Source organism: Oerskovia turbata (assembly GCF_000718325.1).
In the GTDB taxonomy this organism is placed as follows: Bacteria; Actinomycetota; Actinomycetes; order Actinomycetales; family Cellulomonadaceae; genus Oerskovia; species Oerskovia turbata.
The window spans coordinates 244,762-260,367 of the sequence record NZ_JOFV01000002.1; the positions used below are offsets into that span (position 1 = coordinate 244,762).

General features: G+C 73.8%; 10 protein-coding genes. 8 read left to right on the plus strand and 2 right to left on the minus strand.

Annotated features, from left to right (window positions below; all coding sequences use genetic code 11):
- The first annotated feature begins 134 nt into the window (after window positions 1-134).
- Window positions 135-1,706, plus strand: a complete 1,572-nt coding sequence (locus IE95_RS0102590; RefSeq protein ID WP_084689727.1) for a sensor histidine kinase — start codon at window positions 135-137, stop codon at window positions 1,704-1,706.
- Window positions 1,703-2,425: a response regulator gene (locus IE95_RS0102595; protein WP_051702615.1), complete on the plus strand. Its 723-nt coding sequence runs from the start codon at window positions 1,703-1,705 to the stop codon at window positions 2,423-2,425. Before IE95_RS0102590 ends, IE95_RS0102595 begins: the two co-directional genes overlap by 4 nt.
- Window positions 2,426-2,446: 21 nt before the next feature.
- Here the strand turns inward: IE95_RS0102595 and IE95_RS21225 are convergent, their stop codons facing one another.
- On the minus strand, window positions 2,447-2,578 hold the full coding sequence (locus IE95_RS21225) for a hypothetical protein (RefSeq protein WP_276319041.1): 132 nt from the start codon (window positions 2,576-2,578) through the stop codon (window positions 2,447-2,449).
- A 139-nt stretch (window positions 2,579-2,717) separates the two neighbouring features.
- Here IE95_RS21225 and IE95_RS0102605 point away from each other — a divergent pair, with 139 nt between their 5' ends.
- The 4 genes from IE95_RS0102605 (at window position 2,718) to IE95_RS0102620 (ending at window position 11,698) form a co-directional block, all read left to right on the plus strand.
- Window positions 2,718-3,560, plus strand: coding sequence for an ABC transporter ATP-binding protein (locus IE95_RS0102605; protein ID WP_030150072.1), 843 nt, complete (start codon window positions 2,718-2,720; stop codon window positions 3,558-3,560).
- Between the two features lie 23 nt (window positions 3,561-3,583).
- Window positions 3,584-6,244 (plus strand): ABC transporter permease, encoded by a 2,661-nt coding sequence (locus IE95_RS0102610; protein ID WP_240666279.1) that lies wholly within the window; start codon window positions 3,584-3,586, stop codon window positions 6,242-6,244.
- A 112-nt stretch (window positions 6,245-6,356) separates the two neighbouring features.
- Entirely contained in the window at window positions 6,357-10,931 is a 4,575-nt protein-coding gene (locus IE95_RS0102615) for an FtsK/SpoIIIE domain-containing protein (RefSeq protein WP_030150074.1), read from the plus strand.
- A 518-nt stretch (window positions 10,932-11,449) separates the two neighbouring features.
- A complete protein-coding gene (locus IE95_RS0102620) occupies window positions 11,450-11,698 on the plus strand; it encodes a WhiB family transcriptional regulator (RefSeq protein ID WP_030150075.1) in 249 nt (82 codons plus the stop codon).
- 109 nt (window positions 11,699-11,807) lie between these two features.
- On the opposite strand, the gene IE95_RS0102625 is transcribed toward IE95_RS0102620, so the two are convergent.
- A complete protein-coding gene (locus IE95_RS0102625) occupies window positions 11,808-13,295 on the minus strand; it encodes a sensor histidine kinase (RefSeq protein ID WP_036570569.1) in 1,488 nt (495 codons plus the stop codon).
- A gap of 123 nt (window positions 13,296-13,418) precedes the next feature.
- Here IE95_RS0102625 and IE95_RS0102630 point away from each other — a divergent pair, with 123 nt between their 5' ends.
- Together IE95_RS0102630 and IE95_RS0102635 are read left to right on the plus strand one after the other, a co-directional pair.
- Window positions 13,419-13,925, plus strand: coding sequence for a DUF2505 domain-containing protein (locus IE95_RS0102630; protein ID WP_030150077.1), 507 nt, complete (start codon window positions 13,419-13,421; stop codon window positions 13,923-13,925).
- Between the two features lie 310 nt (window positions 13,926-14,235).
- On the plus strand, window positions 14,236-15,567 hold the full coding sequence (locus tag IE95_RS0102635; protein WP_030150078.1) for an ABC transporter substrate-binding protein: 1,332 nt from the start codon (window positions 14,236-14,238) through the stop codon (window positions 15,565-15,567).
- Window positions 15,568-15,606 lie beyond the last annotated feature (39 nt).

Here is a 15,606-nt window from a genome sequence, read left to right on the forward strand (position 1 = left end):
CCGGGACGGGGCTCGTGCCAGGGCTTCCCGTCCCGGTCTCGCGCCCGGGTCATGCCCCGGTCGCGCCTGGTCGCGTCGCCGGTCCGCCCACGGGTGGACTCCGTCGGCGACGGGCCGCACCTAGGCTGGCACGCATGGGCTGGTACGAGAACATGGGCAAGTGGTGGGAGCGGCACCGGTTCGGTGTCGACATGACCACGACGCTCGTCATCGCGCTCGCGTTCGTGCCCGCGACCTGGGCGCTCGGCACGTCCGCCACGGGTGGTTCGTCGCTCTCGACGCTGTTCACGATCGGCATGCTGGTCCCGCTGCCGTGGCGCCGGGTCCGCCCCGTCGCGTCGGCGATCACGGTCTACGCGGTCGCGCTTCTCCACCTGCTGTTCGGGATCGTCTTCCTCCCGGCCGACTTCCTCCTGCTGATCTCGCTCTTCTCCGTCACGGTCTACGGCCCCCGCTGGGCGCACCGCACCGCGATGATCTCCTCGGCCGCCGGTTCCCTCGTGCTCGGGCTGTCGCTCGCGATGCAGGCGAGCGGCCCGGGCGAGGCCGCCGGGGTCCTCGTGTTCGCCACGATGTTCACGACCATGATGTTCCTCGCCGTCTGGGCGTTCGGGCTCCTCCGACGGTCGCGCCGCGAGACCATCAACGCACTGGTCGACCGCGCCGAGCGCCTCGAGGTCGAGCGCGACCAGCAGGCTCAGATCGCGACAGCCGCGGAACGGTCCCGCATCGCCCGCGAGATGCACGACATCGTCGCCCACTCGCTGTCGGTCATCATCGCCCAGGCCGACGGCGGCCGGTACGCGGGGGCCGCCGACCCGGCCGCCGCCACGCGCGCCCTGACGACGGTCTCGGAGACGGGTCGCGCCGCGCTGGCCGACATGCGCCGGCTCCTCGGGGTCCTGCGCACCGACGACCGCGACGCCGCGACCTCCGCCGGACCCGCCCAGCTCACGCACGCCCCCGGCCTCAACAACCGGCCCCGCCCGCTCCCCCACGCTCTCCCTGCGGGACCTCCCGGGACACCCGCGGCCTCCGGCGGCGCACCCACCACGGATCCCCGGCCCGTCACGGGCGCGACCCGTCGCGTGGAGCTCACCCCGCAGCCCGACTCGGCCGACCTCGAGTCCCTCGTGGCGCAGGTGCGCAGCAGCGGCATGCGGGTCTCGCTGGTCCGCATGGGCACACCGCGCGCCCTTCCCCCGGGCGCCGGCCTGACCGTGTACCGGGTCTGCCAGGAGGCACTGACGAACATCCTCAAGCACGCGGGCCCCGACCCGACCGTCACGGTGGTCGTGACCTGGGGCGTCGACACGCTCCAGCTCGCGGTCGACGACGACGGACGGGGCGCCTCCGCGGACGGCTCGCACACCCCCGGCTACGGGCTGCTCGGCATGCGCGAGCGCGCCGTGATCTTCGGGGGGGCCGTCACGACGGGTCCACGGCCCGGGGGTGGCTTCCGCGTCCGGTTCACCCTGCCCATCCCCCGGCTCGACGGCGCCGCGCCCCCGGTCCCGCCGGTCCCGCCGGTCCCCGGTCCGCCGTCGGGTCCGACGGGTCCGACGGCGGGTCCCGGCCCCGTACCGCTCCCGCCGGCCCAGCCGTCGGGCAGGATGGATCCCCGCAGCCCCCGCCCCGCACCCGCACCCGCACCCGCACCCGCACCCGCACCCGCACCCGCACCCGACGATCGTCAGGACCCATGACCTCCACGTTCTTCACGCCCGACCTGCCCGAGCGCGCCCCGATCCGGGTCGCGCTCGTCGACGACCAGCAGCTCGTGCGGGCCGGGTTCCGGATGGTGATCGACTCGCAGCCCGACCTGCAGGTCACTGTCGAGGCCGGTGACGGTCTCCAGGCGCTGCGGCTGCTCGCGGACCACCCCGTCGACGTCGTGCTCATGGACGTGCGCATGCCGCACCTCGACGGGCTCGCCGCGACGGCACAGCTCACCGCTGCGGCCGCGGACGGGCAGCACGTGCCCCGTGTCATCGTGCTCACGACGTTCGACCTCGACGAGTACGTCCTCGAGGCCATCCGGTCCGGGGCGAGCGGCTTCCTGCTCAAGGACGCGCCTCCCGAGGAGATGCTCGCGGCGATCCGCACCGTGCACTCGGGCGACGCCGTGATCGCCCCGTCGTCGACGCGCCGGCTCCTGGAGCACCTCGTCGTGGCGCTGCCCGCCGAGCAGCTCGCCGACACCGGCGCCCAGCAGCAGGTCTCCTCGCTCACCGAGCGTGAGCGCGAGGTGCTCGTCCTCATGGCGAGAGGCAGGTCGAACACCGAGATCGCAGCCGACCTGTTCGTCGCCGAGGCCACCGTCAAGACGCACGTCGGGCGCATCCTCGCCAAGCTCGAGGCACGCGACCGCGTGCAGGCCGTGGTGACGGCCTACGAGACGGGACTGGTGCGCCCGGGCGCGTGACGCCGTCGGGCACCTGGCGCCTCACCACGCACCGGACGGGCTCCCGACGCGTCCCTGCTCGACGCGCGGCGTACCCGCACGACCAGGCGCGTACGACCACGGGATGACTCCCCCCGCGACCAGGACCAGCCCCTCGCCGGACGCGGCGGGCACGTCCCCGCTCCTAGTGTCGACATCAGGTGGGAACGAGGGCCTCCGCCCTCCCCCGCACCCCCTCGGCCCCGACGCCGGACGCACCACGCGCCCCGCCCCGGGACCCGGACCTACCGACGACGAACTCCCTGGAGCAGACGTGGACACCACCGTGTACCAGCCCATCCCCGGCACCGCCGCCTCACCGGGCACGCCCGCCGTGCGCGCCCGGTCCCTGACCAAGCTGTACGGCAAGGGCGAGGCGACCGTGCGCGCGCTCGACGGCGTCGACGTCGACTTCGAGAAGGGCGCGTTCACCGCGATCATGGGCCCCTCGGGGTCGGGCAAGTCCACGCTCATGCACCTGCTCGCCGGGCTCGACACCGCATCGAGCGGCCAGGGGTTCATCGGCGACACCGAGATCACCGCGCTGGGCGACAACGAGCTGACCAGGCTCCGCCGCGACCGCGTCGGCTTCGTCTTCCAGTCGTTCAACCTGCTGCCCATGTTCACGGCCGAGCAGAACATCACGCTCCCGATCGAGCTGGCGGGCCGCAAGGTCGACACCGAGACCAAGGAGTGGCTCGCGACCCTCGTCCAGACCCTGGGCCTGGGCGCGCGCCTCACGCACCGCCCCAGCGAGCTCTCGGGCGGACAGCAGCAGCGCGTTGCCATCGCCCGCGCGCTCATCGCCAAGCCCGAGGTCGTGTTCGCCGACGAGCCCACCGGCAACCTCGACTCGCGCTCGGGCGCCGAGGTCCTGAGCTTCCTGCGCCGCTCGGTCCGCGAGCTCGGCCGCACCATCATCATGGTCACGCACGACCCCACGGCCGCCGCCTACGCCGACCGCGTCATCCTCATCGCGGACGGCCGCATCGCGGGCGACATCGACGACCCGACGCCCGAGTCCGTCCTCGCCGGGCTCGACGCGCTGCGCACGCTCGAGAGCGACCCCGCGGACGGTCTCGCCGGCGCCACGGGCCCGACGGCGGTGCGCGCCTGATGGTCCGGCTCACCCTGGCGCAGATGCGCCGCAGCATCGGACGGCTCAGCGCCGCCGGCATCGCGATCCTCATCGGGACCGCCTTCCTCACCGCGACACTGCTCGCGGGCAACATCATCAACCGCGTCACGACCGACTCGATCGCCGCGCAGTTCGCCGACTCCGACCTCGTGGTCTCGAACGGTCCCGGCATCGACCCGGCAGGGCTCGAGGACATCCGCGGGACCGAGGGCGTCGAGGCCGCCGACCCGCAGGTCATGCGGGCCTACGAGCTCGTCTCGGGCGGCAAGCGCACCTACCAGGTCGTCGTCCCGACCGCCTCGGACCCGCGCTTCGAGGCCCAGGAGCTCGTCGAGGGCGCGATGCCCACCCGCACGGGCGAGATCGCGCTGCCGTCCGACGTCGCCGAGCGGCTCGGGCTCGGGCTCGGCGACCCCGTGACGATCGTGCGCTCGGTGTGGACCCCCGGCGCCGAGGACGCAGCGGACGAGACCGGCGCCACGACCGAGGAGAGCACACCGTCCGAGGACGCCGTCGCCCCCGGCGAGGACGCCCCCGCGGGCAGCTACTTCGACACGAACGAGAAGCTGACCCTCGTCGGCACCCTCGACGACCCGATGGGCGCCTACGCCCAGGTGGGCGGCGCCGGAGTCCTGTCGAACGACGACCTGACCGCCTGGGAGGCCGAGGGCTACGCCCCCGGCGAGGCGACGACCTCGTACAACGCGGTGCTCGTCGCCCTGGCGCCCGGTGCCGACCTCGAGGCCGCCCGGTCGTCGATCGCGACCTCGCTCGGGGGAGACACCAGGGTCTGGACGAGCGCCGAGTACGCCAAGGACCAGGCCTCCCAGATGACGGGCGGCGAGGACGTCTTCACCTACGTCATCCTCACGTTCGCGGCGATCGCGCTGCTCGTGGCGGCCCTGGTCATCGCGAACACCTTCCAGGTGCTCGTGGCCCAGCGCACCCGGACGCTCGCGCTGCTGCGCTGCGTCGGCGCGGACCGCAGGCAGCTGGCCCGCTCCGTCCTGCTCGAGGCCGTCATCCTGGGCCTGGTCGCCTCGGTCGCCGGCATCCTGTTCGGCACCGGGCTCGTCCAGCTCGCGCTGACCGTCGCGGGCAGCATGGACCTCGGCATCCCGCTGCCCTCGGTCGTCCAGGCGACGGCCGTCGCGGTCCTGGTCCCGCTGCTCGTCGGGACCGTCGTGACCCTCGTCGCGTCGTTCTCGCCGGCGCGTGCCGCGACCCGGGTCGCCCCGCTCGCCGCGCTGCGCCCCTCCGACGCACCGACCCTCACGTCGGGCGCCGGACGCGTCCGCCTCGCGATCTCCTCGATCCTCGTCGTCGGCGGTGCGGGCCTCCTCGTCCTGGGGGTGCTCCTGGGACAGCAGGGCAGCGCGGAAGCGGGCCTGCTCGCCGCGACCGCCGGTGGCGCGGCCTCGTTCGTGGGCGTCCTCGTCGGAGCGATCTTCTGGCTCCCCAAGGTCGTGAGCCTCGTGGGCAAGGCACTGACGGGCTCGGGCAGCACGGCCAAGCTCGCGGCCGCGAACACGCTGCGCAACCCGCGCCGCACGGCCGCGACGAGCACCGCGCTCCTCATCGGCGTGACGCTCGTGGCCATGATGTCGACAGGGGCCGTGAGTGCCCGGATGAGCATGAACGACGAGCTCGACGGCCGCTACCCCGTGGACGTCTCGCTCGCGACGGACGGCTACGACGAGTTCGGCGGCAACCAGCCCGTCGCGCTCCCGCAGTCCACGATCGGCGCGGCCGAGAAGGTCGACGGCGTCGAGTCCGTCGTCCCGCTGACGGCGACGTCCGTCACGGTCGACCTCGACGGCGACGACATCACGTTCCTCGCACGCGGGGTCGACCCCGAGGCGGCGACGACGCTCGTGCGCGACAAGGAGGCCGTCGAGGGCCTGGCCCCCGGCACGGTCGTCGTCCCGGCGGGGGTCGCCAAGGACTGGGACATCTCCTCGGGCGACCAGCTCGTCCTGACCGCGGCCCCCCTCCCCGACGACGCAGACCCTCAGGGCACGCCCGCGACCCTCGAGGCGCTCGTGACCCCGATGGGTGGTCGTGCCCTGCTCGTCACGCCGCAGACGCTCGAGGGCGTCGCGACGGGTGCGCCCGTCACGAGCGCATGGGTCGGGCTGGCCGACGTCAACGACGCCGCGTCCGTGGTGCCGACCCTCCAGGACGCGCTCACGGAGACCGACGTCCCGATCGACGTCACGGGGGCCGCGGTCGAGCGTGCGATGTACCAGAAGGTCGTCGACACGATCCTCGGCGTCATCGTGGGCCTCCTCGCGGTCGCGGTCGTCATCGCCCTCATCGGCGTCGCGAACACGCTCTCGCTCTCGGTCATCGAACGCCGCCGTGAGTCCGCGACCCTGCGAGCCATCGGCCTGAGCCGGTCGCAGCTGCGGTGGATGCTCGCGATCGAGGGCATGCTCATCGCCGGGGTCGGTGCGGTGCTCGGCATCCTGCTGGGCCTCCTGTACGGCTGGGCCGGCGCGTCCGCGGCCCTGGCGGTGATGGGCGAGGTGACGCTCGCCGTGCCGTGGCGCGACGTCGCCCTGGTCATGGTCGTGGCGCTCGTCGCCGGTCTGCTCGCCTCGGTGATCCCGGGCCGCTCGGCAGCCCGTACGTCCCCCGTGGAGGCGCTCGCGGTCGACTGACCCTGCCACCCTGCGCAAGGACGCCGGACGGCGCGCCTGTGGACGATCTCCTCGTCCACAGGCGCGCCGTCCGTGCGTGCGCGGAGCCGAGCATGCCCACGAGGATCGTCGGGTGCTCATCACCCTCCATCCCGGCGTCGACCTGGACGTGGTCCCCGGTGCCCGCCTGGGAGACCTCCGACCGGACCTCGCGCGCGTCGCGTGCCGCCCCGAGGTCGCGACCGCTCCGCTCGAGGTCGACGGGGTCCCGCTCGGTGACGACCACCGGGTCGGGACACGGCCTCTCCTGCCCGGGGCGACGCTCCGTGCGACGATCACCGGGACGCACGGCCGACCTGCGCGCACCCCCGGGACGGTGCGCGCCGACCCCGTCGAACCGGACGCCGCCGCGCTGCGTGCCCCCTGGCACGTCGCGGTGCTCACAGGACCTGAGTGCGGCGCCCTGCTGCCGCTGGAACCGGGCTCCCCGCTCGACCTCGGGCACGAGACCGGCCCGACCGTCGTCGTCACGCTGAGGGCGTCACGCCGCCCGAGCGCGCGGAGGTGGACCACGAGGGCACGGGTGCAGGTGCGGGTCGGTCGGCGCGTCCCGGCCCGCGTGACGGGTCGCCTCTCCGCCCAGGTCCGCACGGCCGAGGCGGTCCGGGTCCACCGACAGCCCGAGGGCAGGGCGCGGCGCGTGCGGCGCCGGACCGCTCGTCGGTGGCGTCCGGGTCACGTCCTCCAGGTCGGGGCCACGACCTACGACCTGCGTCCACGGCCCGACCTCGACGCGTGGGACGTCCCGAGCGGGCTCTCCCTCCCGGCCCCGGCCGTGCCACGAGGACTCCTCGACCCTGCGTCGCTCACGATGGCGATCACGCCGGCGGTCGGGTCTCTCGCGCTCGCTGCGGGCACGCGCCAACCGCTGTTCGCGCTCCTCGCGCTGGTCGGCCCGCTCGCACTCCTGGTCCCCCTGCTCGCCCGACGGCGCCGCGCCGCCCTGCGCGACCGGCCCGGCACGCGAGGGGGCCACGCCGTGCCGCACGGGTCGGCCCCCGGAGGGCCGGGCATCGATCCGGCGCGGTCCGCGGACCGGTCCCGGACGTCGGGGCACCGTTCCTCGCCCGCGTCGTCGTCCCCGCACGAGGAGCGCACCCCTGTCCCCGGCTCCCTGCTCGACCGGTCCCGGTACCCCGCCCCGCACCCGGCCGACCTCATGACCGCCGCGTTCGCCGCGCACCACGCGACCGAGTCGCGTTCGCCGGCCGCGTCCCCGGTCGTGGCCTCCCACTCCCTCGGCGGGATCTCGCCCCGGGCCGCCCTCCCGAGGGCCCAGGGGGCCCTCCTGCCCGACGGTTGCGTGGCAGTCGTCGGACCTCGCGGCGCCCGGCTGGCGGCCGCCCGTGCCCTGCTCCTCGCCCAGGTCGCCTCGGGGGCCGAGATCGACGCCGTGCACCGGGAGGACCTGGCGTCGGACTGGTCCTGGCTGCGCTGGCTGCCCGGCGCCCGCAGGAGCGACCTCGTGGTGTGCACGCCCCAGGACGAGGCAGGAGACGGCGGCGAGCACCACCCCCGACCGGTCCGGTGCGTCGTGGTGGACCTCGCGACCGCTCCCGGACGCCGGGGCGTGACGTCCCACGACCTGGTCGAGGCCCTCGAGACGTGGTGGGCACGACGGACGGGGACCGAGCGGCTGATCCTGCTCGCCGCCGACCGGCGATCGGTCCCGGCCTGGTGCCGCACCGTCCTCGACACGGCCGGGCACACCTGGCACCTGCCCGACGGCACGGTCGAACCCGCCGCACAGGTCGGGGTCGGCGTCGACCGGGCCGAACGGTACGCGCGGCACATCGCCGCCGCGGCACGCCTCGGCCGCTGGCCTGCCGGTATCGAGACCGCGGGCCCCGTCGACCCCACGGACCCTGCCCACCCCGACCTCGCCGCGAACGTCTCGCTCGCGGCGCTCCTGCACGCGCCGCGCCGCCACGAGCCCGGCGCGTCGTCCGCCTGGGTCGCCGCCCGGTGGTCGGTGCCCGCGAAGCACGCCCACCCAGGCCTGGACGTCCCGATCGGCTCCGACGCGCAGGGCGCGACCGTCCGTGTCGACCTCGTCCGCGACGGGCCGCACGCCCTCGTCGCCGGGACCACGGGGGCGGGCAAGTCCGAGCTGCTCCAGTCGCTCGTGCTGGCGCTGGCCCTCACCTACAGCCCGCGCGACCTCGCGATCGCGCTCGTGGACTTCAAGGGCGGGGCCGGCTTCGGCGCCTGCGTGGGACTTCCGCACGTCGTCGGGCAGGTGACGGACCTCGAGCCGGGACTCGCAGGTCGCGCGCTCACCGGTCTGCGCGCCGAGCTGCGCAGGCGCGAGCACGCCCTGGCGGAGGCCGGCGTGTCCGACGTCGACGACCTGCCCCGCGGGACGCTGCCCCGGCTCGTCGTGGTGATCGACGAGTTCCGGGCCCTCGCCGACGACCTGCCGGACTTCCTCCCCGGTCTCCTGCGCCTCGCGTCGCAGGGCCGGTCGCTCGGGGTGCACCTCGTCCTGGCCACGCAGCGCCCCGCCGGGGCCGTGACGGCCGACATGCGCGCGAACATCTCCCTGCGGCTGGCGCTCCGCCAGATCGACCCGGGCGACTCGCGGGACGTGATCGACTCACCCGACGCCGCGAGCATCCCGACCGGTCGCCCCGGGCGGGCGGTCCTGCGGCGCGGGAACGAACCGCCGCTCGCGCTCCAGTGCGCGCACGCGGGAACACCCGCGTCGGCACCGAGCGACCGGGTGCAAGCCGTCGGGCGATGGGGGACGCCCCGGGGCCCGGGCCGCACCCACGTCGAGCCCGCGACCGACCCCGTGAACGACCTCGTCGCGGCCGTGGTCGCCGCAGCGGACGCCGCCCGCCTCCCCGCCCATGCGCCGCCGTGGCTCCCCGCCCTCCCGGCTCGCGTGACGCCGTCGGACCTGGAGGGCGCGCTCCTCGACGAGGCGACGCCGGACGCCCTGCCCCTGGCCCTGGCCGACCTGCCGGACCAGCAGCGGCGCGGCCTGGTCTCCTGGCGCCCCGAGGACGGGCACCTCGCCGTGCTCGGGCGCCCACGATCCGGGCGGTCGACGGCCCTGCGCGCGCTCGCGGTCTGCGCCCTCGACCGCGGATGGGACGTCCACGTCGTCGGCGCTGCGGCGACGCTCACGGACGGGCTCGCGCAGCACCCACGGTGCGGGACGGTCGTACCACGGCACGACGCGCGACGGGTCGCACGCCTCGTCGACCTGCTGCTCCGCGGTGCGCAGGTCCACCCGACGCTCGTGCTGCTCGACGACGTGGAGGACCTGCGCACGTCCCTCGGCCGTCTCGCGTCGGGGGCGGGTGCCGACCAGCTCGGTCGACTGCTCGCGGAAGGACCGGCGCACGGCGTGCACGTCGCGCTCGCGGGTGGCTCCGCGGGCCTCGCGGGGCTGTCCCAGCGCGTCGGGCCTCGCCTCGTGCTGGCCTCGGACACCGTGCCCGACGACGTCGCGCACGGTGTCCCGTCACGGCTCGCCGGGCGCGGAGGGCGTCCCGGACGGGCGGTCTGGCTCGGCGCGGGCGACGCCGTCGAGTGCCAGGTGGTCGTCGACGCCACGCCCGGCGGTGCGGTCGAGGGCGCGGACGGTCCCGGCGGGGCGACGGGCCGCCGCGCGCCGGTGCGCCTGCTCCCGCTGCCCCGGTACGTGGCCGAGGCCGACGTCGTGGACGCCGAGGCGACCTGCCACGTCGTCGGCGCGGGCGCGGGTGGGGGCGCGGATGCGGGTGCGGGCGTGGCCCGCGCCGCGGTCCTCCCGCCCGGAGGCCTGGTCGTGGGGCGCGGAGGCGACCACGCGGGCCCAGTCCACCTCGATGCCGCGCGCGGCGCCCTCGTCGTGGGCCCCGCGGGCAGCGGGCGAAGCAGCACCCTGCTGGTCCTCGCGCGCCAGGCGCACGCCGCCGGGAGGCTGCGGGTCGTCGTCTCGCACGACGCACGGTTCGAGTACCTCGTCCGGGACGGAGCGCACCGCGTGCACGGCGTGCACGTCGTCACCGGGCCGTCGTCGGCCGAGGTGCGGACGGTTCTCGGAGCACTGTCGGCGGGCGGGCTCACGGCGGGCGACGTGGTGGTCGTCGACGACCTGGACCTGCTGGGCAAGGTGCTCCCCGTCGAGGTGGACGGTCTCACCGACCTGGTGCGCGCCGGTGTCGCCGTCCTCGCGTCGGCGGCGACGGTCGCGGCCGCGACCGCTCACCGGGGCCTCCTCGCCGAGCTGCGCAGCGTGCGCAGCGGCCTCGTCCTGGCCCCCGAGGAACGCGGCAGCGGCGAGGTCTTCGGGAGACCTCTGGGCTGGTCGGTCGATCCCGAGGTCTCGCCCGTGGGTCGCGCGGTCGCGGTCCGTGGCAACGAGCTGGTCCCCGTCCAGCTCGCCTGGCCCGCGACGGCACCGGTCGCGGACGAGGCCGGGCCGGGCGAGGGACGGCCGGGCGAGGCGCCTCGGGTCGAGCGACGGCCGCGACCAGGTTCAGCCGTCGGCGCGGACCGCGTCCCGAGTCGTGGCGACGACGACCGGGCGGAGCATGAGACCGACGAGCACGACCAGGGCGAGCGCCATGGTGCCGATCCCGCCGAGCGTGACCTGGTACTGGAGCCAGCTGAAGGCGACCACGATCTGGAGGAGCTGCCAGGTGGCCACGGGTGACCGGGCCCAGCGCTGACCGCGGAGCAGTCCACGCGCACCTGCCGCGAGGACGACCGCGACCCCGAGGCAGAACAGGGCGAGGAAGATCGAGACCCCGGCCGAGAAGGAACCGCCCGCGAGGAGCTCGGCGAGGACGACCACGGCCGCGGTCGCGAGGGCCAGCACCTCGAGAGCGATCCCCGCGACCACGACCCACAACGCGGGCGGCCTCGCTCCGGCGGGACGCGTCACCGACGGGCCCGCCCCCTCCTCGGGAGGCTCGGGGGATGATTGATTCGGGGTGCTCACAGGTGCCACGACAACCCAGAGTACGCGTGACCTGCACCTTCACCGAAGTGTGACCAAGACCTCACGGTTCACCCCGAAGAAACTTTCCGGTAACCCCTTGTGCTGGGCTTCACGAGATGTGAACCTAGTTCAAGCATCAATTACCCCCCACCTGAGCCCGAAGCCCATTGTGGACGTGCGTCCGACACATTCACGAAGTGGCCTTGCTCGCCATGCCAAGGAGACCTCACATGGACTGGCGCCACCGCGCTGCCTGCCTGGAAGAAGACCCGGAGCTGTTCTTCCCGATCGGGAACACCGGCCCCGCCCTCCTGCAGATCGAAGAGGCGAAGGCCGTCTGCCGCCGCTGCGACGTCGTCGACACGTGCCTCAAGTGGGCGCTCGAGTCCGGCCAGGACGCGGGTGTCTGGGGCGGCCTGTCGGAGGACGAGCGTCGCGCGCTCAAGCGTCGCACCGCTCGCGCCCGTCGCGCCGGCTGAGCTTCACATACTTTTCTCATAATGGGCCGTCACCTGCGGGTGACGGCCCTTTATGTTGCCCACGGAAGAGAATTGTCGGACCGTCCGATCCTCTCCGTGAGGCCAGGTCTCAGCCCTGGCGCGAGCCCGCGCCGTCGCGCAGGACGAGCTCCAGGACGACCTGCGTCCCACCTCCTGGACGCGTCGACCACTCGATCGTCCCGCCCAGCTCGTTCGTGACGAGCGTCGCGACGATCTGCGACCCCAGACCGCTCTTCTTGGCCTTGACGGTGGGCGCGGCCCCCGGCAGCGGCATGCCGACACCGTCGTCCGCGACCACGATCCGCAGGGCCGAACCGCTGCGCCGCGCGTCGATCTCGACCGTCCCGTCCGTGCGGCCTGCGAGCCCGTGCTCGACCGCGTTCGTCACGAGCTCGGTCAGGACGAGCGCGAGCGGGGTCGCGTCCTCGGCCGGGACCAGCCCGAAGCTCCCCGTCTGCACCGTGCGGACCTTGGTGTCGGCCGAGGCGACGTCGGCGGCCAGGCGCAGGGCCCGCCCGCCCATGTCGTCGAACTCGACCTCCTCGTCGAGCGTCTGGGACAGGCTCTCGTGCACCAGGGCGATGGTCGCGACGCGGCGCATGGCCTCCTCGAGCGCCGCCCGCGCCTCCGGCACGTCCATGCGCCGTGCCTGCAGGCGCAGCAGCGCGGCGACCGTCTGCAGGTTGTTCTTGACCCGGTGGTGGATCTCGCGGATCGTCGCGTCCTTGGTGATGAGCTCGCGCTCGCGGCGACGCAGCTCGGAGACGTCGCGGCAGAGCAGCACCGCACCGATGCGCTGCCCCGACTCGGTGAGCGGCAGGGCGCGCAGCGACAGCGCCACCCCACGGGCCTCGATGTCGGTGCGCCACGGCGCCCGCCCCATGACCACGAGAGGCAGGGACTCGTCGACCGGGGTCTGGTGCTCGATGAGGTCGGTCGTGACCTCGATGAGCGAGCGCCCCACGAGCGGCCCGATCACGCCGAGACGGTGGAAGCAGCTCAGGGCGTTGGGGCTCGCGTAGAGCACCTCGCCCTCGGAGTTGAGCCGGATCAGCCCGTCGCCCACGCGAGGGGCGCCCCGGCGGGGGCCGGTCGCCGCGTTGGGCGCGGGGAACTCGCCGCGGGAGATCATCGCGATGAGGTCGTCGGCGGCCTCGACGTAGTTCAGCTCGAGCCGGCTGGGCGTGCGTCCGCTGCCGAGGTTCGTCTGCCGGGCCACGACGGCGATCGCGTGCCCGTTGTGCACGACGGGGATGGCTTCCTCACGCACGGCGTACGCCCCGAACCAGCGGGGCTCGCGGGACCGCTGGGAGCGGGCCTCCGACAGGGCGCGCTCGAGCTGGGGTCGCTGACCGTCGGGGGCCATCGAGCCGACGATGTCGTCGTAGTGCACGGTGGCCCCGGTGCTCGGCCGGCACTGGGACACCGCGACGAAGTTCCCGTCGCCCGTGGGCAGCCACAGGACGAGGTCGGCGAACGCCAGGTCGGAGATGACCTGCCAGTCCCCGACGAGAAGGTGCAGCCACTCGTTGTCGGCAGGCGACAGCTCGGCATGGCGGGAGATCAAGTCACTCATGGCAGACACGGGCTCCAGCGTACGCATGCACCGGCGTCTTCACGGGATCGACGCCCTTCCTTGGGTAGAGTCGGTGTCCCCGGCGCACCCTGCGCGCCGGTCGGCACGTCCCGAGGAGAGCCTGTGCACCTGAGCGTCGATCTGCACTACCCCGCCGGCCTGGAGGACGTCACCCGGATGCTCGCGAGCGAGGCGTTCGTCAGGTGGCGCGCACAGCGTACGGGCGGCCCGCAGAGCCTCGTGGACCTCGCGGACGTGACGGGGTCGCTCGACGAGGGATTCTCGGTCGTCGTCCGCCGCACGTTGCCCACCGACCAGATCCCCGGGCACCTGCGCGCGTTCGTGGGCAGCGAGCTCGAGATCCGTCAGGCGGAGGTCTGGGAGCCCGCGGCGGGGGGGTCCAGGCGAGGCACGGTCTCGCTCGAGATCACGGGGGCTCCCGTCCGGATGACAGGTACGGTCACGCTCGTGGCCCTGCCCGACGGCGGCACGCGCCAGTCGTACGAGGGCGAGCTCAAGGCGACGGTGCCGCTGTTCGCGGCGGCTGTCGAGGAGGCCGCAGCGGGTGCCGTCCGGGCCACGCTCGCGTCCGAGGAGCAAGCAGGCGTGGAGTGGCTCACGGCCCCCTGAGGGTGCCGTCGTCCGCCGTCGCCCCGGCCTGTGCCGCGTGCTGGACGCCGGGCTCGGACGGGCACGCAGCCCGCCCCCTCAATCCCGCACACGCGGTCGGCATCTGATAACGATTCGAGCACGGGGTCCGGCATGAAAACGCCGTGACCTGCACAGACGCAACCGTGGGAGCGTTTCCACAACACCCTGTCACCTTCTGAGGTTGACAGTGCGAGAAGTCACCGGCCACCATCGTGGCAACTTCGTGGGAGCGCTACCACTCAAGGGGGATGGGAGCGCTGCCACGCCGAACATCGACAAGGGAGTCACCGTGCTGAGCAGTACCCGTTCGACCCGCACCCGCACAGCGACCGTCGCCGTAGCCGGCCTCGCGACACTCGCCCTGACCCTGACCGCCTGCTCCTCGGGCTCCGGCTCCACCGACGAGGGCAGCGGTTCGTCCGACGGCAAGATCACCCTCACCGTCGCGACGTTCAACGACTTCGGATACACCCAGGAGCTCCTCGACGCCTACACCGCGGAGCACCCCGACGTCACCGTCAAGCAGACCAAGGCCGCCAAGGCCGAGGACGCACGCACCAACATGACGACCAAGCTCGCCGCAGGCGGCGACGGCCTGGCCGACATCGAGGCCATCGAGGTGGACTGGCTCCCCGAGCTCATGCAGTACCCCGACCTCTTCACCGACCTGACCGACGCGTCCCTCGACGGCCGCTGGGTCGACTGGAAGGTCCAGCAGGCCACCACCACCGACGGCAAGGTCATCGGCTACGGCACCGACATCGGCCCGAGCGCGATCTGCTACCGCCAGGACCTGTTCCAGGCAGCAGGCCTGCCCACCGAACCCGCCGCGGTCGCAGAGCTCCTCGGCGGCGCGGACGCCACCTGGGACGACTACTTCGCGGCAGGTGCCACCTTCACCGCTGCGAGCGACTCCGCGTGGTACGACAGCGCGATGTCGATCTCCCAGGGCATGGTCAACCAGATCGACAACGCCTACGAGGAGTCCGACGGCACGCCCAAGGACCTCGCGACCAACACCGAGATCCAGGACATCTACACCACCGTCGTGGAGCAGTCCACCACGAACGGCCTGTCGGCCGGCCTCGAGCAGTGGAGCGCCGACTGGGACGCCGCGTTCCAGAACGACGGCTTCGCCACGATGATCTGCCCGGCCTGGATGACCGGCCCGGTCGAGGAGCGCTCGGGCGGCGTGACCGGCTGGAACGTCGCTGACGTCTTCCCCGGGGGCGGCCTCAACTGGGGTGGCTCCTTCCTCACGGTGCCCGCCTCCGGCAAGAACGCCGAGGCCGCCAAGGAGCTCGCCGCCTGGCTGACCGACCCGGCCCAGCAGACCGCAGCCTTCGAGAACGCCGGCACCTTCCCCTCGCAGATCGAGGCGCAGGAGTCCGAGGCCGTGCAGACCTTCACCAACGACTTCTTCAACGCGGCCCCCGTGGGCAGCATCTTCGTCAACCGCGCCCTCGCGATCGACGGCGCACCGTTCAAGGGCGCCAACTACTTCTCGATCCACCAGACCGTGCAGGACGCCATCAAGCGCGTCGACGTCGAGAAGACCGACGAGGCAGCGTCCTCGTGGGACAAGGCCGTCCAGGCCTACAAGGACCTGGGCCTGAGCTGATCCGGCGCGCGGGGTGACCACCGGACGTGGTCACCCCGC

Coding starts and splice junctions, on each gene's coding strand:
- IE95_RS0102590 (WP_084689727.1), top strand. CDS start 135: ATGGGCTGGTACGAGAACATGGGCAAGTGGTGGGAGCGGCACCGGTTC.
- IE95_RS0102595 (WP_051702615.1), top strand. CDS start 1,703: ATGACCTCCACGTTCTTCACGCCCGACCTGCCCGAGCGCGCCCCGATC.
- IE95_RS0102610 (WP_240666279.1), top strand. CDS start 3,584: ATGCGCCGCAGCATCGGACGGCTCAGCGCCGCCGGCATCGCGATCCTC.
- IE95_RS0102620 (WP_030150075.1), top strand. CDS start 11,450: ATGGACTGGCGCCACCGCGCTGCCTGCCTGGAAGAAGACCCGGAGCTG.
- IE95_RS0102625 (WP_036570569.1), bottom strand. CDS start 13,295: ATGAGTGACTTGATCTCCCGCCATGCCGAGCTGTCGCCTGCCGACAAC.